At 50.5% G+C, this 25800-nt stretch carries 23 protein-coding genes; 13 read left to right on the top strand and 10 right to left on the bottom strand.

Annotated elements, in window-relative coordinates; translation table 11 throughout:
• Positions 1–3: 3 nt before the first annotated feature.
• The 4 genes from CFF01_RS15035 to CFF01_RS15020 form a co-directional block, all read right to left on the bottom strand.
• Positions 4–717 carry a response regulator gene (locus CFF01_RS15035; protein ID WP_033537978.1) on the bottom strand — a complete coding sequence of 238 codons (714 nt, stop codon included), beginning with the start codon at positions 715–717 and terminating at the stop codon, positions 4–6.
• Positions 717–1118, bottom strand: a complete 402-nt coding sequence (locus CFF01_RS15030) for a DUF3019 domain-containing protein (protein WP_088905336.1) — start codon at positions 1116–1118, stop codon at positions 717–719. The genes CFF01_RS15035 and CFF01_RS15030 overlap by 1 nt, the downstream gene beginning before the upstream one ends.
• 14 nt (positions 1119–1132) lie before the next feature.
• Positions 1133–2014 carry a MipA/OmpV family protein gene (locus tag CFF01_RS15025; RefSeq protein WP_088905335.1) on the bottom strand — a complete coding sequence of 294 codons (882 nt, stop codon included), beginning with the start codon at positions 2012–2014 and terminating at the stop codon, positions 1133–1135.
• A 175-nt stretch (positions 2015–2189) separates the two neighbouring features.
• Entirely contained in the window at positions 2190–3026 is an 837-nt protein-coding gene (locus CFF01_RS15020) for a LysR family transcriptional regulator (RefSeq protein ID WP_088905334.1), read from the bottom strand.
• A 169-nt stretch (positions 3027–3195) separates the two neighbouring features.
• Here CFF01_RS15020 and CFF01_RS15015 point away from each other — a divergent pair, with 169 nt between their 5' ends.
• The 5 genes from CFF01_RS15015 (at position 3196) to CFF01_RS14995 (ending at position 9509) form a co-directional block, all read left to right on the top strand.
• Positions 3196–4371 (top strand): acyl-CoA dehydrogenase, encoded by a 1176-nt coding sequence (locus CFF01_RS15015; protein ID WP_088905333.1) that lies wholly within the window; start codon positions 3196–3198, stop codon positions 4369–4371.
• 106 nt (positions 4372–4477) lie between these two features.
• Positions 4478–6730, top strand: a complete 2253-nt coding sequence (locus CFF01_RS15010) for a dehydrogenase E1 component subunit alpha/beta (RefSeq protein WP_088905332.1) — start codon at positions 4478–4480, stop codon at positions 6728–6730.
• On the top strand, positions 6730–7809 hold the full coding sequence (locus CFF01_RS15005) for an ACP S-malonyltransferase (protein ID WP_088905331.1): 1080 nt from the start codon (positions 6730–6732) through the stop codon (positions 7807–7809). The genes CFF01_RS15010 and CFF01_RS15005 overlap by 1 nt, the downstream gene beginning before the upstream one ends.
• A gap of 82 nt (positions 7810–7891) precedes the next feature.
• Complete coding sequence (locus CFF01_RS15000) at positions 7892–8413, top strand: GNAT family N-acetyltransferase (protein ID WP_052125471.1); 522 nt, start codon at positions 7892–7894, stop codon at positions 8411–8413.
• Between the two features lie 529 nt (positions 8414–8942).
• Positions 8943–9509, top strand: a complete 567-nt coding sequence (locus CFF01_RS14995; RefSeq protein WP_033537983.1) for an acetate uptake transporter — start codon at positions 8943–8945, stop codon at positions 9507–9509.
• A 298-nt stretch (positions 9510–9807) separates the two neighbouring features.
• On the opposite strand, the gene CFF01_RS14990 is transcribed toward CFF01_RS14995, so the two are convergent.
• Positions 9808–10482: an OmpA family protein gene (locus tag CFF01_RS14990; protein WP_033537984.1), complete on the bottom strand. Its 675-nt coding sequence runs from the start codon at positions 10480–10482 to the stop codon at positions 9808–9810.
• Positions 10483–10630: 148 nt separating this feature from the next.
• Positions 10631–11113: a YcxB family protein gene (locus tag CFF01_RS14985; protein ID WP_088905330.1), complete on the bottom strand. Its 483-nt coding sequence runs from the start codon at positions 11111–11113 to the stop codon at positions 10631–10633.
• 152 nt (positions 11114–11265) lie between these two features.
• Here CFF01_RS14985 and CFF01_RS14980 point away from each other — a divergent pair, with 152 nt between their 5' ends.
• From CFF01_RS14980 to CFF01_RS14970, 3 genes are all read left to right on the top strand, one after another.
• On the top strand, positions 11266–11595 hold the full coding sequence (locus tag CFF01_RS14980) for a DUF1971 domain-containing protein (protein WP_088905329.1): 330 nt from the start codon (positions 11266–11268) through the stop codon (positions 11593–11595).
• Between the two features lie 101 nt (positions 11596–11696).
• Entirely contained in the window at positions 11697–11951 is a 255-nt protein-coding gene (locus tag CFF01_RS14975) for a hypothetical protein (protein WP_088905328.1), read from the top strand.
• A gap of 15 nt (positions 11952–11966) precedes the next feature.
• The gene (locus CFF01_RS14970) at positions 11967–12215 is read left to right on the top strand and encodes a hypothetical protein (protein WP_088905327.1); all 249 of its coding nucleotides are present in this window, start codon (positions 11967–11969) and stop codon (positions 12213–12215) included.
• Positions 12216–12255: 40 nt separating this feature from the next.
• Here CFF01_RS14970 and CFF01_RS14965 read toward each other — a convergent pair whose 3' ends face one another.
• Both CFF01_RS14965 and CFF01_RS14960 read right to left on the bottom strand, forming a co-directional pair.
• The gene (locus CFF01_RS14965; RefSeq protein ID WP_088905326.1) at positions 12256–12684 is read right to left on the bottom strand and encodes a VOC family protein; all 429 of its coding nucleotides are present in this window, start codon (positions 12682–12684) and stop codon (positions 12256–12258) included.
• Positions 12685–12754: 70 nt separating this feature from the next.
• Positions 12755–13360 (bottom strand): NADPH-dependent FMN reductase, encoded by a 606-nt coding sequence (locus CFF01_RS14960; RefSeq protein WP_088905325.1) that lies wholly within the window; start codon positions 13358–13360, stop codon positions 12755–12757.
• Positions 13361–13499: 139 nt separating this feature from the next.
• Here CFF01_RS14960 and CFF01_RS14955 point away from each other — a divergent pair, with 139 nt between their 5' ends.
• The 5 genes from CFF01_RS14955 (at position 13500) to CFF01_RS14935 (ending at position 20680) form a co-directional block, all read left to right on the top strand.
• A complete protein-coding gene (locus tag CFF01_RS14955; protein WP_232479452.1) occupies positions 13500–14141 on the top strand; it encodes a helix-turn-helix transcriptional regulator in 642 nt (213 codons plus the stop codon).
• Complete coding sequence (locus tag CFF01_RS14950) at positions 14131–14841, top strand: pseudouridine synthase (RefSeq protein ID WP_088905323.1); 711 nt, start codon at positions 14131–14133, stop codon at positions 14839–14841. Before CFF01_RS14955 ends, CFF01_RS14950 begins: the two co-directional genes overlap by 11 nt.
• A 160-nt stretch (positions 14842–15001) precedes the next feature.
• Positions 15002–15967, top strand: a complete 966-nt coding sequence (locus tag CFF01_RS14945) for a LysR family transcriptional regulator (protein WP_088905322.1) — start codon at positions 15002–15004, stop codon at positions 15965–15967.
• 159 nt (positions 15968–16126) lie between these two features.
• On the top strand, positions 16127–18424 hold the full coding sequence (locus CFF01_RS14940) for an OmcA/MtrC family decaheme c-type cytochrome (RefSeq protein WP_088905321.1): 2298 nt from the start codon (positions 16127–16129) through the stop codon (positions 18422–18424).
• A 207-nt stretch (positions 18425–18631) separates the two neighbouring features.
• Positions 18632–20680 (top strand): EAL domain-containing protein, encoded by a 2049-nt coding sequence (locus CFF01_RS14935; protein ID WP_088905320.1) that lies wholly within the window; start codon positions 18632–18634, stop codon positions 20678–20680.
• A 15-nt stretch (positions 20681–20695) separates the two neighbouring features.
• On the opposite strand, the gene CFF01_RS14930 is transcribed toward CFF01_RS14935, so the two are convergent.
• Entirely contained in the window at positions 20696–22234 is a 1539-nt protein-coding gene (locus CFF01_RS14930; protein WP_088905319.1) for an MFS transporter, read from the bottom strand.
• Between the two features lie 435 nt (positions 22235–22669).
• Complete coding sequence (locus CFF01_RS14925; protein WP_088905318.1) at positions 22670–25633, bottom strand: ImpA family metalloprotease; 2964 nt, start codon at positions 25631–25633, stop codon at positions 22670–22672.
• Positions 25634–25800 lie beyond the last annotated feature (167 nt).

Here is a 25800-nt window from a genome sequence, read left to right as displayed (position 1 = left end):
CCGCTAGTTGTTCCAGGCTTCTGGGGCGAACAGGTATCCTTGACCCCATACCGTCTTAATTCTAAACGGGGTTTCGATATTGTCACCTAACTTCTTACGCAACCTAGAGATGCGCACATCGATCTTTCTGTCTTTGCCGTCGAAATCGATATTGAGCAGATACTGATAGATATATTGACGGCTCAATACTTGTCCCGCTTGAGAGGCCAGCAACCATAGGAGTTCAAACTCATGGCTGGTCAGATCCACTTCAAGATCGCCCAGGCGAATCGCCTGAGTGTGCGGATCTATGCTGAGTTTACCAAAGCTGAGGCAGTGAGATTCTGCCTGTGGCGGCTTAGCATTGCGGCGCAGTAGATTGTTGATACGGGCAATAAGTAGTGCGGGATCGACAGGTTTAACGACATAGTCGTCCGCCCCGAGTTCCAGTCCCTTGATCTGATCTTCATTCGAGCCTAGAGCGCTCATTAAGAGGATTGGGCCGGCGAAGTAGTCGGGTAGCTTTTCGCATAAGGTAAGGCCATCCATCCCTGGTAGCATGATATCGAGCAAGATGATATCTGGTTTATAGTTGATCAGTCGGGTCAATACGGTATCCCCGCGACGCTCAACTTCAACATGCATTCCATGCGACTTTAAATAATCCACAATCAGATTTGCCAGACGAATATCGTCTTCGACGAGCAAGACTCTATGGGTCGATTGAGATTCGGTCATTAGAATAGACTCCAGGGGTTGCGATAACGACGCCTCACTTGAGGGGTCGAAGTGGGGGTAACTTTTAGTTTCACGCCTGCCAATGTCTGATGGCTTTGTTTGTCTATCATGACAAATTGAATATCGTGTTGTGTCTTCACCTTGACGGTGAGCGAGTGAGTATTAGGCGAGTCGGCGCACCATTTCTCCAGTGCAATGTGATCCGACATGATACAAACCACCTGAGGATAGGGGGTCTCCCAGCTTAACACTAACTCGATTTCACAGCTTTGTTCGACATCGGCCGTGATGCAAAATTGGGGTGACAAAGACAAGCTGGCCGCGGACTCTTGGCCCATGGCATAGGTGATATTGCACAGCAATAAGATAACAAGAATTGCCTGTATCAGCTTGAAAGTCATTGAAAAAACTTACCTTAAAATCTATAGGCAGCGCCGATAAAGTAAGTGCTAGAGTGATCTTCATTGACGAGCGGACTGGCGGTTATTGCGTCGGCCAGATCTGTGTAGCGAACCAGAAAGAGTAACTCCCAGTGTTCATTCATCATATATTGTGTCGTCAATTCTAATCCTAAATTAGTGCCTGAACTGGCTTGATACTGTTCGCTCCAATACTCATTTTCGCTGAAGCGTACGCCGTAATAGTAGTCGATGATCTCTTTGCTCTTCCAGTTAGCGGTAGCAGAAAGCTCAATGATCCAGTCATCTAAGGTCATGTTGTAGAGCCATTTTAATTTGCCCTCCATGCCTGAATGTACATCGAAAAGATCATGTGCCACAGCGATATTGATTATACCCACTGGTGTGTAAATAAATGCTTCTGCTCCGCCAAGAAGTGTAAATTTCCTGTCTTCTAGCTCATTAAATACAGGCTCAGACTCTGTACCTAGGGGGACACGACGTGAGGGAAACCCCGAAGAAGGTGAAGTGAGCTGACTATTACCTGAGATAAAAATATTCGAAGGATCCCAGCGATAGAAATAAGCGCTGTCGCTGCTAAAGCTAGTGCTCAAGTTGAGGCTGAAATGCTCTTTATCGGCCAGGGTATACCCCAGGTTGCCGTTATCGAAAAACCACTTTTCACCATAATAGGCCAGGGTCGGTGCTAAATAGATGGGGATGTCATCATAGTCGCGGATCGGATTGGAGCGTTCGCCATAGCCAAGCGCCAGGCCAAACTGCCATTTTCCTATCTCAATACAGTCATCATCTGAAAGACAAGCTTGCTGCTCATCAGCCAAAGCGGTAGATGAGAGTAAGAGTATGGTTACTAGGCTTGTCAGCAACTTGTTTATCATGGTGATTGATACACTATAAGTCAGGTCAATACAGGGTCTGAGCAAAAGATTACCATTTACGTCATATATGCACAGTTTTTTCGGCATTCATGATGCAAAATGATACAGCTTCAGGGCTTGTGTTGGATAAGGTTTGGCTGGTTGTTACCCGTGCTTCTTGTTTGGGTGAACACTTCTAGCTATAGAGTTTACTCACTTGTTGCAACTGCCTTTGCTGCTCTGTGTATTCACCACCTCTGGGTAGGGCTAGCCCTACGGTGCGCTTAAGCTGTAGATCGCCAATGGCTTTATAGATGATGTTGTTTTGCTCCATCAGTACAGGAAGGGCAGGAACCAAGGCGATGCCGACACCTGCCGCTACCAGGCCCACGGCGTATTCCACGGTTTGGATACGGGCGCGGATCTGCATCTTAATGCCCTCTAAATCCATCAACTGTTGCAGATCGGCCAGAGCCTCACAGGGGGCGCGGTGGATAAAGGGCTGACCACTGAGATCTTGCAGGCGTATCTCTTTTTTCAGCGCCAGGCTCATGGCTGAAGGGATAGCCAGAAGATAGTCATCGTGCCAAATGGGCTGGAACGCCTCATCGGATTTTAACTGGCTGGTAGTGATGATACGTGCATCACAGGCTTCGTTGGCCTCAACCAGGGTGAGCTCCATATCATGGCAGGCCTGGGTAAAGTCTTTGAGCAGCATGCTCATCCGCTGTACCCCTAATGAGTTGATCAACCCAAGTTTAAAAGGTTGGCGTTGCTCTGGTGTGTTAAACAGCGACTGAATGGCCTTAGATTCGTTCAGTAGCTTTTGCGCCAAAGGATAGAGGCGCTCGGCCGACTCCGTTGGGCTGACGCCCTTACCATGTCGCTGAAAAAGCTGAGTATTGAGTTCACTCTCTAGCTGGCTGATGGCCGATGATATCGATGGCTGGGCAATGTAGCACTGTTTGGCGGCGGCGCTGATGGTGCCCTTATCATATACGGCGACAAAGTAACTCAGGGCTCTCAGGTTCATATTAGGCTCTTTAATTTACCTTTACGTAAGGTATAGAAAATAACTATAGAAGCTAAACAAAAAGAATATTTTTTATACGGGTAAATTATGCCTATGCTAGTCGAATTAGCAAGTGATGAATTAGTCGTCAGTTGCGATCACAACAATAACGACAGCAAGGAACAGACTCATGGCTCGAGTGAAATTTGATTGGCAAGATCCACTGCAATTTGATGCGCTGCTTAGCGAAGATGAACGCATGATCCGTGACATGGTGCACGACTATGCGCAAGAGAAGTTGATGACCCGGGTATTGATGGCCAATCGCAATGAGCATTTTGACCGTGAGATCATGAATGAACTGGGTGAGCTGGGACTCCTGGGGGCAACCCTGCCCGAGGCTTATGGTTGCGCCAATGCTAACTATGTGAGCTATGGGTTGGTCGCCCGTGAAATTGAGCGGGTCGACAGCGGTTATCGTAGCGCCATGAGCGTGCAGTCTTCCCTGGTGATGCACCCCATCTATACCTATGGCAGCGAGGCCCAGCGCCAGAAATACCTGCTTAAGTTGGCGACCGGCGAGTGGGTGGGCTGTTTCGGTTTAACCGAGCCGGATGTGGGCTCAGATCCCGGTGGCATGAAGACCCGCGCCGAGCGTATTGATGGCGGCTATCGCCTTAATGGTGCCAAGATGTGGATCACTAACTCCCCCATCGCCGACGTGTTTGTGGTGTGGGCTAAGCTCGATGGTGTGATCCGTGGTTTCATCTTAGACAAGGGCATGAAGGGGCTGAGCGCGCCTAAGATAGAGGGCAAGTTCAGCCTCAGGGCGTCGATCACCGGCGAGATAGTGATGGACAATGTCGAGGTGGGGGAAGAGGCGCTGCTGCCTAATGTCGAGGGATTAAAAGGGCCGTTTGGCTGTTTGAATAAGGCCCGCTACGGCATTGCCTGGGGCGCACTTGGCGCGGCCGAGTTCTGCTGGCACGCGGCGCGTCAATACAGCCTAGATCGCATTCAGTTTAATCGTCCTCTGGCGGCGACTCAGCTGATCCAGAAGAAACTGGCGGATATGCAAACCGAGATCACCACAGGTTTATTTGCCTGCCTGCAGGCGGGCCGCCTGATGGATCAGGATGTGCTGCCGGTAGAGGCTATCTCGCTTATCAAACGTAACTCCTGCGGCAAGGCGCTTGATATCGCCCGTACCTCCCGCGACATGCATGGCGGTAATGGCATTAGCGATGAGTATCACGTGATTCGTCATGTGATGAATCTCGAAGCGGTCAATACCTATGAGGGCACCCATGATATTCATGCGCTCATCTTGGGCCGTGCCCAGACAGGCATTCAGGCCTTCGGATAACCCTTTCCTTCATTCGGAGCGACAGTGTCGCTCCGCTTTCTCGTCGCAGCGGCCTGGTGAACGCCTGTGGTATGGGCTTTGTTGCGCCAAATTGAGGTAGGTCAAGTTGGAAGATAGAGCTATCGCCCTCGACAGGCAATTTGTCGAACGTGTATCACAGCAAGATTTCTTGGAGATAGAGCAGGGCTGGGATCATCTCAGCCTGGGTCTTAGCGATGCCGATTTTGTCGGCATGTTCGAGTCACAGATGAAGAGCCGTCTGCTGGATCTTGAGTCCCGCAGCATGCGCGCCCGTAATCAAGGTTTCTACACCATAGGCAGTTCTGGCCATGAGGGCAATGCCGCCTGCGCCGCGGCGCTGCGCCCAACGGATATGGCGTTTCTGCATTATCGCAGCGCGGCCTTCATGATAGAGCGTGCCCGTCAGGTGCCTGGCGAGACTTCCCTGTGGGACATGTTGCTCTCTTTTGCGGCCTCCAGCGAAGACCCTATCTCGGGTGGACGCCATAAGGTGCTCGGCAGCAAGCGGCTGATGATCCCGCCGCAGACCTCCACCATCGCCTCTCATTTGCCCAAGGCGGTGGGCGCGGCCCTGAGTATTCCCTTGAATCAGAGGCTCAGTATCGATAGCGTCTTGCCCGAGGATAGTCTGGTCTTCTGTAATTTCGGTGACGCCTCGGCCAACCATGCTAGCGCCCAGACGGCGATCAATGCCGCAGGGTGGGCCGCCTATCAACAGGTGCCGCTGCCGCTCATGTTTGTCTGTGAAGACAATGGCATAGGGATCTCTACCGCGACGCCAAGCGGCTGGATTGCGGCTAATTTTAAAGATCGCGCCGGGATCAAATATTTCTATTGTGACGGACGGGATCTGCTCGATTGTTATCGGGTCAGCCGTCAGGCGGCCGATTACGCCAGGTATAATCGCAGGCCAGTATTTTTACATGTACGAACGGTGCGCCTGATGGGGCACGCCGGTAGCGATGCCGAAATTGCCTATCTCAGCAAACAGAAGATTTTTGATAATGAGGCGCAAGATCCGCTGCTGCTCAGTGCCAAGCAGATCATCGAGGCCAATCTGATGAGCGCGGAAGAGATCGTCGAGCAGTACCAGACCCTCAAGGCGCGTATCGCTGCCATCGCGAAGGTGGCGGTTGAGCGACCGAAACTGACCAGCGCCAAGACGGCGATGGCGGCGGTGATTCCACCTGTGCGCCAGACGCCAGTGGTCCATCAGAGCCTGAGTGACGAGTCCTTTGCTAAGCTCTTTAGTGCCGACAAAAACTCACTGGGCAAGCCGGTGCACATGGGCAAGCTGATCAACATGACGCTGACCGAGCTGATGGCGCGCCAGCAGAATATCGTGGTCTGCGGTGAAGATGTTGGCAAGAAGGGCGGGGTCTATCATGTGACCTCGCGCCTAGTGGAGCGTTTTGGCCCTAACCGGGTGATCAACACTCTGCTGGATGAGACCTCAATTCTGGGGCTGGCCATCGGCATGGCCCACAATGGATTGCTGCCTATTCCCGAGATCCAGTTCCTTGCCTATGTGCATAACGCCGAAGATCAGATCCGCGGTGAGGCGGCGACCCTGCCTTTCTTCTCTAACGGTCAATTTAGTAACCCTATGGTGATCCGTATCGCCGGCCTGGGTTACCAAAAAGGCTTTGGTGGTCATTTTCATAACGATAACTCCCTGGCGGTGTTTCGCGATATTCCGGGCCTTATCCTGGCCTGCCCCTCCAATGGCGCCGATGCCATGGGGATGCTGCGAGAATGCGTGCGCCTGGCGGAGCAGGAGCAGCGGCTGGTGATCTTCTTGGAGCCTATTGCGCTTTACATGACGCGGGATCTTCATGAGGAAGGTGACGGACTATGGAGTCATAGCTACTGCCCGCAAGATCAGGCGAAAACCTTGCCCTATGGCGAGCTAGGCGTCTATGGCAAGGGGAAGACACTGGCGATTCTCAGTTATGGCAATGGCTACTATCTTAGCCGTCAGGCCGAGCGAGAGCTGTCTAAGCAGGGGATAGACTGCCGAGTGATCGATCTGCGGTATCTGATCCCGCTCAATGAAGCGGCAATCACCTCCGCGGTCAGCGAGTGTGAACATCTGCTGATCGTCGATGAGTGCCGCCGCAGTGGTTCGGTAAGTGAGGCGATTGTCACTTGCGTACATGAACGACTCGGGGATCTTGCGCCGCAGATGGCAAGGCTTACCGCTGAAGATTGTTTTATCCCGCTGGCTGAGGCGGCAACCTTACCACTACCCAGTCGCTCGCAGATCGTCGAGGCTGCGCTCGCCTTGCTTGGCGATAGCCTGGAGCAAGAACTGCGAACGGGAGCGAGGGAAGCCTAATGACAACACCAACAAATAGGAGTGAGGGCGGCGTGAGTAATAAGCTAAGGGCATTGGTGGTTGCACCGGGGCGTGGCTGCTATAACAAGGAGGAGCTGGGGTATCTGGCTAAGTATCACAGTGACAAATCAGGCTTTATCGAGGCGATAGATGCTTATCGGCGTCAGCTTGGCCAGCAACCCATTAGCGACTTAGATAGTCAAAGTAAATATTCCTTTAAGCTGCATACACCGGGTGAGAATGCTTCGGCGATCATCTATGCCTGTGCCATGGCAGACTTTATGGATATCGACCGCAAGCGCTTTGATATAGTGGCGGTCACTGGTAACTCCATGGGCTGGTATATCGCCCTGGCACTGGCTGGTGCCCTCGATGAGCGCAGCGCTATTAAGGTGATCAACACCATGGGCAGCATGATGAGTGACGGCCTGATTGGCGGGCAGATGATCTATCCCGAGATGGATGCCGACTGGCGTAAAGATCCGCATCAAACGGAGTTGCTCGACAAGGTGATTGCCGAGGTTAACCAGCTTGATGGCTGTGAGCTTTATACCTCTATTTATCTTGGTGGCTATCGGGTCTTGGCGGGAAATGACGCCGGGTTGACCGAGGCGGAGGCCCGCTTGCCAAAGTTGGATGAGCGTTATCCTATGCGTCTCTATAACCATGGCGCCTTTCATTCGCCTTTGCTCAGTGACATTGCCCGCCGGGGGCAAGAGGCTTTGCCTGTCTCACTGTTTCAGCCCCCTAAGCTGCCTATGATAGATGGCAGAGGCCAGATCTGGAGTCGATATTCGAGCGATCTGACCCGGCTACACAGTTACACCTTAGGTCATCAAGTGGTGGCTCCCTATGACTTTAGTCAGGCGATGACGGTAGCGGTTAAGGAGTTTGCGCCAGATTGTGTGATAGTGCTGGGGCCGGGCAATACCTTGGGCGGGCCAGTGGCCCAGTCACTTATAGCTCACTCCTGGTTTGGCTGGCAGAACAAGTCTGGCTTTAGCGCGGCGCAGCAACAGGCGCCCAAATTAATTGCCATGGGCAATGAGTTACAAAGAGGTGTGGCCACAGGGCGATAGCGCTATTGCTAATACTGGCATTGCTTAACCTATTGCTCCTATGGCATATTTTCCTCTTTTATAAGGATATATTAAGACCTTTATGGCCGAGCCCAACACGAGTTTACCGACAACAAGCGAAATTGAGATCCGTCACAGCACAGATGCTGATATAAAGGGGATCTTTGCCCTCTATAGTCAGCGCAGCTGTTATGCCGGGACGCTACAGCGTCCCTATCCGTCCCTGGCCTTCTGGCAGAAGCGACTGCAGGAGCTACCGGATAATTGTTATAGCCTGGTCGCAGTACATGAGGGCAAGGTGGTGGGACAGCTAGGCATGGAGGTATACGCTAATGCCAGGCGCAAGCATGTGGCTAATTTCGGTATGGCGGTGTGTGAGTCGGCGCGTGGTCAAGGAGTTGGGAGCGCGTTGATGGCAGCCATGATAGATCTGGCCACCAATTGGCTGGCGGTCAGGCGTATAGAACTCGAAGTCTATACGGATAACGACGCTGCCATCGCGCTTTATAAGGCCCATGGCTTTGAGATAGAAGGGGAAGCCAAAGATTACGCTTTTCGTGACGGCGTCTATGTGAATGTCTATATGATGGCCAGATGCAGCTAAGTGCAGCTAACCTGGCTAATGACAGTTAAGCGTCGCTAAGGCGGCGCGCGCTCCTGACTATCTGCTTTGATCGTCAGATCTTACCTATTTAGCGAGCCATCGCTGGGGCAAAAGCTGATCTAGATCAGTAGAAGGTAAACTAATATTTTATCCTCCACTTTTGCCGGGAAAGCTCTCAAAAACCCCAAAAGCGTGACCTTTAGCCCGTCTTGCCTCACTTTCTATACCGCTAGGGGATAAACGCCATGGGCGGTGAAGGTGGATTCGTGGGCCACTTAGCAAACCGGCCTCCTTATGTGAGGCTGGTCACACGCCAGTTGCAGCCTCTATTTATCTTTATGAATTTATTGAATATTTAACTTTTCTCTAACGCCCTCCTTTATGGTTTTTTTGTATTTTACTGTTTTATAAAGCTTTTTTGGTATTTTCCTTGCCCATTGTGGCGTCATTAAGACTTCTCTAAAATCCGCGGCGACTTTGATCGCGCCATTGGGCGCCTAAACGAATAGCGATAGTGAGGGGAAAGTAGATGTCGACAAAATTGGCCAATCCAGCACCATTAGGTTTAATGGGCTTTGGCATGACAACCATCTTATTGAATATCCATAACGCAGGTTTTTTTGCCATCGATGCAATGATCTTGGCTATGGGGATCTTCTATGGGGGGATAGGTCAGGTGCTGGTGGGCATGATGTGCTTTAAGCGCGGAGATACCTTTGGCACCACGGCGTTTACCTCTTACGGTTTATTCTGGCTGACACTCGTTGGTCTGATGATCTTGCCAAAGATGGGCCTGGCTGAGGCGAGTCCTCACCATTTCATGGGCTGGTACCTGACGCTTTGGGGCGTGTTTACTGCCTTTATGTTTGTTGGTTCCCTGCGTTATCCACGCGCCAAACAGGTGGTATTTGGCTCTTTGACTGTGCTGTTTTTCCTCTTGGCGGCCCGTGATTTTACCGGCAGTGCATTTATCGGCATGATCGCTGGTTTCGAAGGCATATTCTGTGGCGCCAGCGCTATCTACTTCGCCATGGCGCAGGTGTTGAATCAGGAATATGGCCGAGTCGTTTTGCCCGTGGGTGAGCTTAAGCGTTAACCATCATAGATAAGCGCCATGATTGCCCGGACGATCTTTTTGCCATATCAGGCTTTGTAGGGATCCGCAAAATCCTGCAGTTAGTGATAACACTGATTGCTCGTCTGGGCTTTTTACGCTTTCAATAGCTTATTAGCTAAAAGAGTTGGCTCTGCGATGCCTTCGCGTGTTGTGAATTGGCCTAGCGCTGGCTTGTCAGTTGGCTTGGCGGGTCGTTGGGAATGCGTGAGGATAGTGGGGAGATGAGTCCCTCACTCAGCGTTGAGTAAGGGACAAAGATTTGCCTTTTAGAAGAGTCTTAGCCTTGTGGCATAGGACTTAAGACAATCTCTACACGGCGGTTTTGCGCGCGGCCTTGGGGTGTGGCGTTGTCTGCAATAGGACGTGATTCACCCATGCCGATAGAGCTGATGCGCTGATTCTTGATCTCGCGCGACATCAGGTAGTTAGCTACTTCTGCGGCACGTACCTGAGACAGACGCAAGTTGTAAGACTCGCTACCAGAGCTGTCGGTAAAGCCCATGACGTTTAGCATGGTTTCATCATATTCTTTGGCGACTAGGGCGACGCTGTCGAGCACATTCTTGGCACGGCTGCTGAGCACCGATTGGTCAACACCAAAGGTCACCTCATTAGGCATGTTCAGAATGATGTTGTCACCGCTGCGGGTGACGCTAACGCCAGTCGATTGTAGTTGCTTGCGCAGCTCTGCTTCTTGCACATCCATGTAATAACCGATACCGCCACCGACGGCTGCACCCGATGCAGCACCAATCAGTGCGCCCTTACCTCTGTCGCTCTTGCTTGATGAAGCAACACCAATTGCAGCACCGGCAATTGCGCCTATGATGGCACCATTGGTTGCCTTAGCATTTTGAGATTCATTGGTATAAGGGTTAGTTGTTTGGCACGCTGAGATAAAAAGCGTTGAACTCGCTACCAGTGCGGCGACTAATTTTGGCTTAGTGATCATCGTTACTCCATATCAGGTATGCCTTAGGATCGAGTTCGTCCTAAGGCTTGTTATTATTTACGTTCTGGTTCCATTTCGTTTGCATAATAACAAAGAGATGACCCTTTGTTTGAATCTATCCAAATTTTAATGAAGCCATTTAAGGATATCAGTTGTCTTTGGCGCACTTTTTGCACAGGAAGTCCTGACTCTCGTCATTGAGATGGCTTTTAGAAAGATAATGCTGGCGATTACCTGAGCGTAGCAGATACCCGGTTTCTGTCTCTTTTAATTCGTCAATGCTGTCCCACAGCAGCTGTTGTTTCACATAGAGTGATTCTGTGGTGATCCCCTCTTCATCCAAGGTGAGGCAAGCCTCATTGCCCGCCGCCTTACTCATCATCTGGCGCCACAGGTACCAAGGGCGTTTGTATTTAACGCTGAGCGCCTCTAAGACGCCGAGTCCAACAATAAACCAAGAGGCATAGGCGTTAACGCCCGTCATCAATAATGCCAATCCCGCCAAGAGGAAGCCGATAGCTTTAGTGTAGTCGGCTAATTGTGGGGCCTGTGTCACCGAGGCGTCGAAACACTCGCCATAGTATGCCTTGTCTAAGATAAAGTGTTTGCTGTAATGAAATGAAGCTGTCATGGGAATATCGTTATCTGAGTTTTCGCACAGTGTAACGCTATCTAAGCGAAGTGCAATCTCGCCAAAGGCCAGGTTTAGATATTTGCTGAAATATGCGCTAAGTTTAGCTATCTGATGAATCGGCTTATATGGCGCTGCAAAGGGAGCTTAAGATGTCATTTGTGCCTAAAGGATATGTGAAGTGTAAGAAGACGCCAGTCTTTGGCGTGCAGGATATGCCTGCCATCTATCGGGAACGTCATTTTACCCGTCCCGGTGTTTATGAGCAGATCCATGTGATTCAGGGAGAACTGCTGTTTTTCGGTTATCGGGATAAGCAGGGGCAGGTGGAGAGGGAGATAAAGCTTGGGGCAAATGAGACCGCTATCTCTCACCCTGGCTACTGGCACAGCATCGAGCCCTTGACTCAAGATACTCAGTTTGAAATTCACTTCTTTATTAAGCCCCAGGGATTGACTGAAGAGGTATCAGCAGCAGAGTGAGATTAGCTGCTGTGACCGAAAAAAGGTGAATAAAAGTTAACCTGACTTTATATTGTTGAGGTTTTACAGTGACCTAAATCCTCTCTTGCTAAGGAAAGCAGATGACGCCCAATCAAGAGGCTGTAAAGCCGCACGACCCACAAGATGTTGCAAAGCAGAATAATCCACTAAATAGGGAGCCGTTAGGGTCTCAGTCACTAGTACCCACCTCATTTTGGCAAGCGCTGTGTGAGATGGACACAGGGTTTGCCCTGCTGCAATCTATGGCGCGCTCTAAGACGCTCACCATTATGGTGATCATCTTTGTGCTGGCAGCAGTAGGCTTTGTTTGGTTTCTCAGCAAGATGGCAGCTTAATCAGGGGAGCGGACTATGTTGGCAGCGAGTCTAACCGAACTATTCATCTGGTTTTTCTGGGAGATCATACTCTCCTTTGTGCTCTATACCACGGGCGCCGTGGTGATTGGGGGGCTCACCTTTGGTCGGGTGCAAAAGCCCCTGTATTGGCCAGCGCTGTTTCATCAGGAGAAACGTCTGGCAAAGAATGATTTATACAGCGTCTATCTGGCAGGCTTCTTCTTTTACCTATTGCTGTTTACCCTACTGGTTTATTTGGGATAAACGCGAGTTTATCCCCTAGGGCATATGGTTTTATCTTGCGTTAGCTGGGGAGATCGTAACGATTACGCTGCGCCGGCAGATCGCTGAGATATTGCACAAACTCCACCTCATAGCCGTTTGGGTCGATAAAGTAGACGTTGCGGCGATAGGGATCTTCTTGTCCCGCTTTGTCGACCTCGAAGCCCGCCTGATTGAGCCTGGTGATCACGCCATCGAGATCTTGGGTCACAAAGGCGAAATGAGCCAGTCCCACTTGATGACCTTTGAGATCGCGGTTTTCGCCTTCGCCATCGTCGTTAAAAGCAATGTATTGATAGTCATCGCCAAAGTGGATCCAGTTTCTGGGTTTGCCATACCAAGAGCCCTGACCGCCGCCACGGACTGTCCAGTGTGGAAAGGCCGCGCGATAGAAGTTAAGCGCCCTGTCTATGTCGGTGACGACGAGATTAATGTGTTCCAGATGAATCATGATTAAATTCCTTCTTAGTTAGATTTAAGATATTCCATCGAAATTTTAATGATTTAGTTTTTATCCTAGGCTACATGCCATACACATACTCTTGCTGTTTAGGATAGGGCAGGTCTTGGTGCTGTTGGCGTATGCTGCTCAGTGCTACTGAGTATTGAGCCAGCATATGCAGACTATAACCAATGCGTTCTCTAAGCCCTTGATCTCTGCTATCGACCACCCTCTCTCCCAGTACCTGCTCGACATTACGTATGATTAGGTGATCGGGAGTCGGCACCAGCTTATTGTTTTTCAGCGCATTCATCTTGAGCTCTGCGATGGGATAGCTGCCGCTGATACCACTGGTGACCGCCACTAACAGGGCGGGTTTGTGGGCGGTATCCTGGTTATCGCATAACAAGAGAAAGTTTTTCAGTATGGGGGAGGCCATGCCACCCCATTCTGGCGTGATAAGAATCAAGGCATCGGCCTGTTTTACCAGAGGGCTGATGCGATGCCAGTCGCTCGCTTGGAGTGCGGCGCTTTCTCTATCGCCATCCCAGAAAGGCAAGGCGTGTTGGCATAACTCTATATGGTGTATCTCATTGAATTGGTTAGCGTGTTCGCTAAGGTATCCGGCGACTCTGGCACTTTGGGAGCCCGGACGTTGACTGGCACTGACGATGAGAAGTTTCATTATGTAAATCCTTTTGTTTATTTATTATTTTGTACAGTAATTGCTTTACTTAATTTTGTAAAGACTAAAGTAAATAAAAAAGTTTACTTAACTGCAGGATAGGTAATAATGGGCTCACATGAGTCAAGGGGAGACAGCGGTGAGTAAGAAGACCAGCGATAAAATCATCGATTACATCAAGATCCAGGGGCCCTGCACCGCCAAGGTGTTAGCCGAGCAGTTTGCACTAACCACCATGGGGATTAGACAGCATCTGCAGGCACTGGAAGAGGAGGGGATCTTGAGCTTCGAAGATAGAAAGGCCAGTCGCGGTCGTCCCACCCGTTATTGGGCGCTTACCGAGAAAAGCTACCAAAAATTTCCCGATCGCCACGATGAGTTAAGCAGTCAGCTGGTTGACTCGGTACGTGTGGTCTTTGGTGATCAGGGGCTGGAGCAGCTCATCGCGCACCGAGAGCAGACTAGCAAGCGCATCTATCAAGAGGCACTGTCGGCCCATAGCGGCCTGGTCGAAAAGTTGGAAACCCTGGCTGAGATCAGAACTCAGGAAGGTTATGTAGCAACCATAGAGGAGCAAGATGGTGTCTACTGGCTAATGGAAAATCACTGTCCTATCTGCGCCGCTGCCAGCCGCTGCGCCAACTTTTGTCGCTCAGAGTTACAGTTATTCCAAGAGCTTTTTATTGGTATGGCAGAGGTTAGCCGTGAGGAGCATATCATTGCTGGTGCCAGACGTTGTGCTTATAAGGTAGCCCCAGTGGCGAGCGATGATGTCAGCTAAACGTGCCCGGTTAGACAGATTTATCAGCCAGCAATGTCAGATCCCGCGCAAGCAGGTGCGGCTCCTGTTGGCGAAAGGCCGGGTGAGTGTCGATGGGTTTGTGGTGAGAGATGCCGACTGGCAGATAGATCAGTTTTCGGTGGTTATGCTCGATGGTGAAGTGCTCAGACAGGAGCAGGCCATCTACCTGATGTTACATAAACCCGTGGGTGTGGTGAGTGCGACTAAGGATACCCAGCACAAGACAGTGATGGATCTCTTGCCTGCATATCAGGACAAGGGGCTGCATATCGTCGGGCGTCTGGATCTTAACACCTCGGGCCTGGTGCTGCTCACCAACGACAGCCGTTGGTCGAAACAGATCATGTCTCCCGAGCATAAGGTGGCGAAGCAGTATCTGGTTGGCCTGAAGGCTCCGCTGACTCAGGCTTATGTGAAAGCCTTCGCCGAAGGATTTTATTTTGCCTATGAAAATATTACCACTCAGCCTGCAGAGCTGGAGATCCTCGATAGCCACCTTGCGCGGGTTAGCTTGCTAGAGGGACGCTATCATCAGATCAAGCGTATGTTTGGCCGATTCCGTAATCAGGTCATGACATTGCACCGATTCGCCGTGGGCAATATTCACCTGGATGAGTCACTTGAACCTGGTGAGTTCCGAGCGCTAACGGACGAAGAGGTAGCTAGTATATCCCAGTGAGATGATGAGACTCATAGGGCTGAGGTTTGTCATAGAAGCGTCTTCTAGCACTTACCGCTGAGTTAGACAAGCCATCGCTAAATGTGTGACTAATGGCTATATCGTTTACTGTAAATCCTGTGTTATAAATATTCGATTACTCAAATAAACAATAGTGTCGATGAGCAATCAAACCTTAAAGAAAATCAGCGAACTCGATGTGTTTTGTTTGATGGTGTTTAAAGTCATTTTTCAAACCGGACACGCCAATATCGCTGCGAAACAGTTAAACGTTTCCGCACCTAAAATTAGCCGTTGTTTGAATATGTTACGTGCTACTTTTGATGATGAGTTGTTTTATCGGCGACAACTTGGCCTCAAGCCAACCCCCATGGCTGAATTTCTCTATGAGCCCGTATGTCAGTTCTGTGAAGCCGTTTTAAAAATAGAACAGTCTATCTGTGAAAAGAGCAGTGAGCTGGCCAGTGAACGTCTGCGAATCGCAGTCACTCCGAGTATCTTGGCCAGCCTGTCATTGGCTTATTCCCGCAGCAACGCCAGAGATGCCTTTAGTCAGCTGCAGTTTGTGATTTGGGGGGATGATTCTGCCGATCTTATTCATAACGGCGAGCTGGATATGGGCATTACTTTTGATGCCTGTAGCGAACACCACCTGTCGGTAGAGTCCTTGGGTGAGTTGGGTGGTGTTTGTCTGGCGGCCAACGAAGAACATGCTATCTGGTCCCAGAGCGAACCTTTGACCCTGGAAACCGTCTGTCGTCATCCTTTTCTCTGCTTGGACGGTAAAGGGTTTAACGACAAGATCGATCCCTTAGAGGTGTTTGCTCGCCAACACGGTGCCGATATCGACAGCATAGAAAGAGTCAGCTCGCGTGATGAATGGTATAGCCACCTGCTGACCATGAACTCGGTGGCCTTCTTGCCCTGCTCAGAGGCGGATATTTGTGGCAGTTTGCCGGGGCTGCGTGTGGTACGACTCTCCGACGAGGAGGTGGCGAGGTTACACGGTGAAAGCATGTCACCACAGTACCTATTACTTGAAAATCCGGCGGAATATCGTCGTTACTCTTTAGAGCAGCGAGAATTAATTATCCAGCTTATCAAGCAGCTACTCGTCAAATGTTAATTTCAAAATTTGAAATTAACGGTTTCAAATTTTGAAATTTCTGTTAATGAATCTTTAAATTGCAGTCACAACTTGGACTCAATTACCTAACAATTTATCGCCACTCCCTTATATTTGAGGTACTGCAATAGCAGAAAATACCTACAAAGGGATATGGCGATGAAAAAAAATAAAATTACCTTATTAGCCATGGCACTCTTCTGTGCCATTGGTGTGAGCGCGTGTAGTGATGGTGATGACGGTAAAGATGGAGCCCCTGGTGAACCAGGCGTTCCTGGTACTCCTGGAGCCCCTGGTGCACCAGCGGGATCGACCGTTGATGCTGTAGCCACTGCCGCAGACTTCAAACTAACTCTAGAACCTGCCGACATCGTAGTAGTAGGAGCTGATGACTTCTCTATTAAGTTCACCGCGACAGGTAAAAATGCTAAAGGAGATGATGTTCCGTTTACCGGTCTGGACAAGGTTGCTCTGTATGTGACGAACCAGATCGCTAACCCCACCGATACTGGTGCTCCTATGCTCTGGTCAAATAATGCCTTGGTCAACGAGTTTGGCTCTAGCATGTACTGTACGCCGACGGGTAAGGCGACAGCACGTGGCGGCGCCGAAGTTGATGCTTGTACCTTGGTAGAAGATCCTGAAAACCCAGGTACTTATACAGGTACATGGGAACATGATGGCAATGCGCCTGTAGTGGTTGCCGATGGCGATCCTAACAGCATGTTCCGCGTCATGGTGCGTACCTATAACGTGACCGACGCTACTGGCGTATCAATCTCTGATAAATTGCTTTCTACTCCGCTCGACTTTATTCCTGCAACGGGTGAGTTGGCCGTATCTGAGAAAGATTCAGTATCCAATGCTGCTTGTATTCAGTGTCACAGTGAGTTAATGGGCTATGGTGAAGGCGATCAACGCATTGCTAACATCGGTGCTCACCATAACTATCAGAAAGTGGAAAACTGTATTACATGTCATAACCCAGCTTATGCCTCAGACCAGTACGATCCTGAAAAAGGCTGGAACGCTAACTTTAATGCGATGATCCATACCATACACGTTGCTGGTCATGTAGCGCCTTATGGTTGGGTTAAAGGTGAAGCGTTAGAAGAGTTTGGTGATGTTCACTTCCCATCTGAACTCAATGAGTGTACTACCTGTCACGACAATGGCACTCAGTGGAACGACAATGTTTATGCAGAAGCTTGTGTAGGTTGTCACCTTACTGTGAACTTTGAAACTGGTGAAGGCCACTCTGAGTTCCAGTTGCCACAGGCTGATGATTCACAATGTATGAACTGTCACATTGGTAATCTGAGTCCACAGAAGGTACATAAAGTTGGATCTAGAGCTATTGCGACAGATTCAATGGAAATTAGTGTTAGCTCAGTAGCTTATACTGAAAATGTTTCTCCTGCACTTGATGAAATTGTGGTCACATTTGATGTGACTGTAGACGGTGCACCTATCGCTGACGGCTTTGACTTCAGTGAATACACTAACTATGACCGTATGATGTTGGGCTGGGTTGATGCTAAAGGTACTTACTTTGGTAATGCTACTAAGTACTTGTCCTTAAATGGTACGCCAGCCGTTGGTGGTAAGTTAGTGGTAACATTACAGAAAGACGGCCTCGATTTCGATGGTAAGAGTATTGCGATCACTCCACGCTTCTCTGTATGTGCCGATGCCAAAGGAATGCTGGCTAAATGTGCAGATGCAGATATTGAGTATGTGGGGGTCACAATGGCACCAACATATTGGAATCTAGCTACTGCAGATGGTAGCGGTGCGACTCCTGCTAGACAAAGTAATCCTGCGTCTATCACTGCTGATGAAGCTAAGTGTAATTCATGTCACGGTTCATTAACTGTTGCTAAGCACTATGGTAATGAACGCTTCGACCAGTGTGTTGGTTGTCACAACAATACTTGGGGTGGTTCATACCACGTGCCTGTCGAGTATAAGAGCGACGAGGTAGATGCTGATGGTAAGCCAATATTCAAGACTCTTGAAGGTTTGACATTCCACAATAGAGATCTTGTTACAGTAGCTCACCGTTTCCATACTGGTCTGTGGGATGACAACAGAGGTTTCCCTGCTATTCACCTAAATTCTGATTTGGAAGTGATTGGCTACCCAGCATTGGCAACCGATTGTCAGGCTTGTCATAAAGATGGTGCCAAGTTCTTCGCAGCAGATGGAGGTTTGACTTCTGGTAAACGCGCAATCGCTGTCGATGCAGCAGGTACTCAGTTTGTTAGCCCTGTAGCAGAGTCATGCCGCTCTTGTCACTACAGTGCCTCTGCACTCGCTCACTTCGAGAGCAACGGTGCGACAGTTGAAGGTAAGCCAGATACAACTGCTGACCTGCCTATCGAGTCTTGTGCAACCTGTCACGCCGAAGGCAAGACATACGGTGTTGATAAAGTTCACGCCGGAGGCGCTCACTAGAGCCTACAATAATAACTCTCGCTAAGTGGGCATACCCCTGCTAACTGCCCACTGAGAAAGTCGTAATCTTGGGGAACCTGATTTAGGTTCCCCCTTTTTGTGCCCGGCTTTTTTGCCCAAGGGGCGCTATTGGACTGGCTAATTGTCTGTTTTCCCTATCTTGGTCTAAGTTAAATAGACCTGTTAGGCCAAAGTAGAGCATCCACATTGGCGGTCAAAGAAACCTCCTCCAGCCTGTTTTTAATAGCGATAAAAGAGTCTTTTATTGCACTCTTGCCTTTTATCTTTGTGAACTCATTACTGGCGCTGGTGCTGGCTTTGGTGGATGTGTGGCAGCCAGGCTGGCAAACCAGTGATGCCTATGTATGGCTGAGTCAGTTCGGTCATCTTCTGTTTAGCTTTTTTCCCTTAATGGCGCTGCTGTCGCTTTCATTTCATTTTGCCAAATATCTGCACGTGTCGGCCGTGGTGGTGGCATCGCTTTCTATCGGTACTCAAATCGCCTTGCATATTCATGGGAGCGTTATTTGGGAGACGAACCAAGGGTTCGATTTTCTGTTTGGCGATGCCAGAGCCATTATTACGCCGATTTTGGTGGCCTATCTGCTGCGTTACCTGATGGGCATTAAGGCGCTTAATCTGTTACAGAGCACGAGTTTGAGCAGTTACCTCAAGTTGCACCTCAATCTGTTTATTCCCTTAATTCTTTGCTTTGTCATTATTACCAGTGGCACCTACCTGGTCAGTGAATTAATGGGGCAGGTGTTTAGCTCGCTGGCCGACTCACTGGCCGCCAGTGGTACTGTGTTTCAGCTATTTGTTCGTGTGCTTGCAACCCATGTTCTTTGGTGTTTCGGTGTTCATGGTGATATCGCCTATATGTTGGTGCTCGGTGTGGACAATGGGCTGCAGTCGGTAGCCCCCAATCTGACGCTGTCGCAATTTACCGATCTGTTTGTGCTCTTAGGTGGCAGTGGGGCCACTCATTCTTTGTTGATCGCCTTATTTATTGCCTCTAAAGATCGCAATGCCGTCAATGTGGCTAAGCTTGCCTTGCCATTTGCGCTGTTTAACATCAATGAAATTTTGATCTATGGCTTGCCAATCATCTTTAACCCCAGGTTGATGCTGCCTTTCGTGTTGCTGCCCCTGTTTAATACCCTGATAGGGGTCTTGCTGATCAACGCTGGCTGGATAAGTTTTACTGGCAATGGCTTTGCCTGGGTCACACCGATATTTCTCAATGGTTATGTGGCAGGGGGCAGTCTGGCGCTACCTTTAGTGCAGCTGCTTTTAGTATGTGCCGGGGTGTTTATCTATCTGCCTTTCGTCAGGCGATATAGCCTCTTGGTGAGCAATAAAGGGTTTGAGCGAGACCTGATTAAGCGGGTACAACTGCAGCACGATATCGACCAGATGAGTGAGCGAAACTATGCGCGGCAGCAATCGGAGGAGCTAGCGGCCAACCTTAACCTGGAAAAGACCATTAAAGAGGTGCTCAACGGCGAGTTGCTGCTCTACTACCAACCTAAGCTTAGCCTGAGTAACAGGCATGTTGTCGGCTATGAAGCGCTACTTAGGCTGCGAAACGAGCAGGGTAAGGTGGTGGGTCCCTATTTTATTCCCGCCTTCGATCAGGCTGGCTATTTCAACTTAATCGACAGTTTTGTGATTAAGCGGCTGCGTGACGATATGCAGCGATGGGCGCATCAGGACTTCTATCCCAGGGTCAGTATCAACTTAAACCCAAATAGCGTGTTAAGCCCGGATATTCAGGCGATGCTTATAGAGCAGCTGGGCGATATGGCCGAACGGGTGGATATTGAGGTGCTCGAGTCTATGTTTGTGGCCGATCTCGATGCTGTAGAGGCCAGTATGGCCTATCTGCGCCAATATGGATTCTCTTTCGTGCTCGATGATTTTGGTACCGGCTTTTCCAGTATTAGCCTGCTGAGTAAGATCACCATAGAGGGAGTAAAGTTGGATCGCTCTATTTTGGACAATATCAAACATCACAAAGGGCAGGTCTTATATCGTCACACCTGTATGTTGTGCAGAAGTTTGGGCTTTAACTTAGTTGCCGAAGGGGTTGAGACTAAGGCTGAAGAGCGCTTCGTGGCGTCAGTGGGGGTCGAGACAGTGCAAGGTTGGTTATACGCCAAAGCCATGCCGGCCGATGAAGCCAAGCGCTACGCCTTGTTACAGCAGGGCTTTGGGAAAAAAGCGGTCGAGACACAAATAAAAAGGGAGCCATAGGCTCCCTTAACTGCGTTAGGCTTGGGCGCGCTGTAAGTTCAGCAGCCATTTGCCGTAGATAAAGATCCCTACCGCTGAGATGGTGCCGATGGCGGCAATGATATACCAGGCCATGCCTATGTTATGGGCGTTATACAGCAGGGTTGTAAGCGCTTGCGCCGACTCGCCGGTGAAGCTGACCAAGGTGGTGAAGGCTTCCCCTTGTGGAATGGCGGCGACATCGCTGGCGCTCATGCCGCGCTCAAGAAGCAGCTCACGAGAGAAGATCTCTTTCGATGCGTACATCTCATAGAGTTTAGGGCCAAAATAGCCTTCCAGTCCCCAGCCTATCCCTTGAGGCAGCATTACGAAGCCCAGATACATAGCCTTCTTGCCCTTAGGGGCGATGTTACCCATAAACTCGTTCTTCTTAGGGCTGATCATCATCTCGCCGAAGGAGAACATGGCAATCGCCAGGACGATCATCCAGGCGGCGTTGGTGGCACCGATAAGAACGAAGGCAATAATGCTGAGCAAACAGCCTGCAAGCATGGCGGTAGTAATGCGGTATTTCGCGGTAAGCGCCGCCACCAGGAAGCAGCTGGTCATGATCATACCTGCGTTAAGGTTCAGCATGCCCTCAGGCATCACCTTAGTGCCCGAGTTATCCAGGCCCAGCCAGAACTGTAATACGCCGTTTGAGGTACCCTCACTGCCAAACAGGCTGGTAACGATCACACTGGTATCGACCCACTCGGCAATATGAATTGGTAGCACGTCAAACAGTGCGTTAAACAGGAACCAGAAGCCAGCAAATACCAGCATATAGTAGATCACAACCGGCTTTTTCAGCTCATGTAGGGCGTCTTTCCACAGGGCTTGCTGTGTGATCTCGCCACTTTTTATCTGACGGTTGCGCTCCATGCGCTCCTCTTTGCCTGGCTCCTTGTAGGCCAGTAGGAAGAGGAAGTTGAGCGAGATGATGGCGGCGCAGGCATAGAAGACGTTGTCCCAGGAGAGCTGGCGCATATGAACCGCCACCAGTGGGCCGAGGAAACCACCGATATTCACCACCTGATAGAAGATGCCCCAGGCCATTGAGGTATTTTGGCGTCCCGTCGAGAGGACCAGTGTACCCTGGATCCCGGGTTTAAATATCCCTGTGCCGCCGGCCAGTAGCATGGCGCCGAAGAGGAAGCCCCAGAAGTTAGGAAAGAAGGCCATGACCAGATAACCGGAGATCTTAATCACGGTCGAGGCGAAGATGGTTTCCTTGTAACCAACACGGTCTGAGATCCCGCCGGTAAACACTGGGATAAAGGTTTGCATCAAGGCCCAGATAGAGATGATGACACCATAGTCATGCAGACTGATCCCCAGTCCGCCTTCAGACACAGGCGCCTTGGCATAAAGACCGGCACTGGCTTTCACACCATAGTAGGCGATACGTTCGACCAGCTCCATGCCGCCGACGATCCAGAAAATGTAACTTAAACTGGCAATGGAGGCCCACATTCCCAGCTGCTTGACTTCGCGCAGATCATTTTCTGCGTAAGCATCATTGGCGTCGCTCATACCCTTCCTCAATTTTTATCGTTTTGTTGTGCTGCTTAATCTGCAACATCTAGTGTTGGTTAGTGATACCTATGCTAGTAAATCGCCGAACATCCTAGCTTGTTAACACGTTTGGTAACCGCGTTACTATTTTCGACTGTAGAATAACGACTTATCGAAAAATTAACCCTTGTTATTAAACGTATTTGTTACGCCATTTCTGAACGCCTATTTACTGTGATTGGTATGATAAGCACTCGCTACCGAGGCGAGCACTGCACATTTGACAGCACACTTTACCTAAAAATGACCTTAAAGACCAAAACCATTCACATTGAGTGACGCTGGTGTGATGAGCAGGTAAAAAAAAGCGAGCACTCCGGCTCGCCAAAAAGGGGGTGACAACAACGGTTTTCCTGTCGTCAAGGGGAAAGCAACTGACCAAATTGGGCCAAACTATAGCGGCCAGGCCTGTTCGCCATCGACGGCAACGGCTTGTAGATCTAGGCCATAACAGTAATCTCCCGGCGCATAGACATAGATAGCCTTGGGCACGGCAGGATAAGCGAAGCTGGCGACCTGGGTCTTGGCGGCCTCAGAGGTAGTCAGTCCCCACATCTGGTAGAAGTCGCGATAGTCGAGCCCGGTGGAGAAGCTCATGGCGATCATCAGAAAGTCGTTGTTACTTAGCTCCTTGGCCGCGGCCAGGTCGAAATGGCTAAAGCCCAGTTGGTCACGCTTGGCCAGCCAGCTGGTCTCATCGGCCTGAGCGCGCTCAAACTCCCGCAGCAATATGTGCAGTCTGGCCAGCAGATGCCAACCATTTTGCAGCGCCCCCTTTTTCTGGGCGGCAATCATAGTTTGCAACATGGTCGCCATACCGCTCGACCAGCTGGTGAGGTTGGCCGCCTGCACATAGGCGAAGGGATCGGCCTGGCGCTGACTGGCCTGTAATACTTCAAACTCATCCTGAATCGACAGGCCCTGGCATTGGGGAAGCTTACCTGTCTCAATATAGGCCCGTGACTTAGTGTAATAGGAGTAAGGGTTGGTGGAGGCGTGCCCCTCGTGGCCATCGAATCTAAGGCGTTTTCGCTCCAGTCCATGGCCAAGCTCGTGGATATCGCCATGGCCCGTAGGGCTAAATGACCAAGAAGCATCGTAGGGGTTACCCGAGCAGCCCGAACCACAGGTAGGTTGGTCGGCATTCATATGTTTAACCATATCTAACTGATTGAGCTGCCAACCCTTAGTCGCCGCAAAGTTAACGATTTCGTCGACGCTGTCGATACCCGGGCCCTTAAAGCCAGCTAATAAGTGGGGATAGTTGTGCACATAGCTGCCGATGGCCTGGCTCATCTTCAGCGGCGTGTCCCACATGGACTCCTTGCTCATGGTCTCTTGCATCTTATTGAGCCGTGAATGCACCTCAAAATGCGCTGTGGCTAGCTCGGCCCAATCATAGTCGCCCTTGGTCAAGGCTTGTAGGAAACTCTGCTCATCCATGCCGTCGCGCCAGAAGGGGTGCAGGCCGACCTGGCTAAAGCTGAATTCGACTATCTGATCATTGTCGCTAAACCTTATCTGCACTGGGCCACCATAGGGAGAGGTAAGGGTAAGGGTTTCTCCCGGCTTTATCGCTATGGCTGGCGACTGCAGATACTTGGGGCGGTTATAGCCATTGCTGGCATATTCGTGAGTAGAACCTGAACGTTGAGTATTGATAAAGATCTTGGTTTCTACCGCATTGGTGTCTGTGCGCTTTACCTTAAAGGTCTGTCCCGGTAGGGCGTAGACGCCCGCGGCGCGAAACGGCGCCTTACTGGTCAGGGAAACCGTTTTATCTACCGGATTAATATGGGAGAAGTCGGTGCGGCTGAAATTACCCAGATCCTGTGGCACAGGATTGAGGTGACGGGTGTTGTAAACGCTACTGTCGGCAAAGAGGGCCTTAAGGTAGCTCATCGGCGCGGTAGTGGAGACATCCATGGGGTATGTTATCTCGCTACGGTAACGATCGCCGAGTAGAATCAGATACTTGTACAGCTGATACTCAGAGGTATCGAAGATAGCCGTCTTCTCTGTGTCCAGACGTTTGATACTGTTTTGGATATGGCTAAGGGTTGTGCGATAGGTCTCGCTAAAGAGGGGATCGCAGGTGTCCGCGCAGCTGGCCAGATTAAAGCCTGGGGTTTCGCTTTCCAGCAGCTCGAGCCAGAGGGCTTCCTGGGTCAGCGACGGTTTGGCGGCTTGCATGGCGAGGTAGTCGCTCCAGTCCGCCTTGTCTGGACTATAGAAATTGCCCGGACCACCAGGTCCCTGCATGGCAAACCCCATGGCGCCGAGTACGGTTTGAGTCAGCGGCACACTGTTCCAGCTGTGCATGTGCAGATACAAAAGCGGTGTCTTGGCCTCTTGCAGGGCGTCGAGTCTCGCCGACACCAGGGGTTCATCAAAGGATTCGATAGAGCCTGTGATCACCAGTTCGGCTTCGCCCAGGCAGCTCGCCAATTCGCTGGCGACCTCACAGCGGCTCACCTGCCAGTTGGGATAGTGACTGGCGAGCCAGGTGGTGATGCGACTCTTACTCCAGTCGCTGATGAGGAATAGACGCACCTGCTTGCTGGCGGCGACAGTCTCTTGCTTCTCACCGGTTAACCAGGCCAGCAGTCGCATCATGCTGGGCTCAAAGCTCAAGTTATTGCCGCCTTGCATGCTGGAGATGATATCTGTACCAAAGGCGGCGTTACGCTGGCCATTGAGGTCGCTGGCCGCCGCAAATAGGCGTCCCTGATTGCCCCTTATCAGCTCGAAACTCTGGTTAATAGGAAACCCTTTACTGGCCAGCGGCATCTGAATCATCTGCGAGTGTTGGCCCGAATCATAGCTGACCCTGTCTGCCTGATAGATGGTGCTTAAAAAGTGCTTGTGGGCGCTGCGATAGTCTTGGATCAGCTTGAGGCCGCGGGCGATCACCTTAGGCTCCAGATCTTTGATGAGATCGGCATCACCGCTCTGACTGGCGGCGCTGATCTTGTCTTTCAGTTTAAGAGTGAGGCTATCCTGGCTACTCAGGCCTGCAGCGTCTGTCACCGTCAGGGAGACCATTATCTCCTCATCCTGCATCAGCTCACTGGCATTCAGGGTGAGGGTATCGCTGTTAAGACCGGTTAGTGTGATCTCTGGGCCTTGGGTTTGTTGCCATTGGTAGGTCGCGCTGCCCGGATTAAATAGGGTGACGTTCGCGGTAAGTGAGAGGGTTTCATGATTCCAGATTTGTTGATCTGGTCCCAGGTCGATACTCGGCGCCTGTGCCAGTGGTGGCGTCACCACGCCTCCGTTGCCCGCATCCGTATTGCTATCCTCTGAACCGCCGCAGGCCGATAACCCTAAGGCGATAGCGAGTATCCATGGTTTCATTGTTAACCCCTCATTTTCAATTTGTGACATTCTGATAGCATTTGCTGCTGAAATCAAATCAAAATTAAGAATTATTCAATAAAAACAATGGTTAAGTCGATATTTTGACGTCTTTGTTTTTTTGACGCTAGCCTTCTACTGTGCCTCGTCGACCAGGGCCGGCTTGT

Origin of the sequence: Shewanella marisflavi (assembly GCF_002215585.1) — a bacterium.
Lineage (GTDB): Bacteria > Pseudomonadota > Gammaproteobacteria > Enterobacterales > Shewanellaceae > Shewanella > Shewanella marisflavi.
The sequence above is the reverse complement of the archived record's forward strand: the minus strand, read 5'-3'. Positions and strand labels throughout refer to the sequence as shown.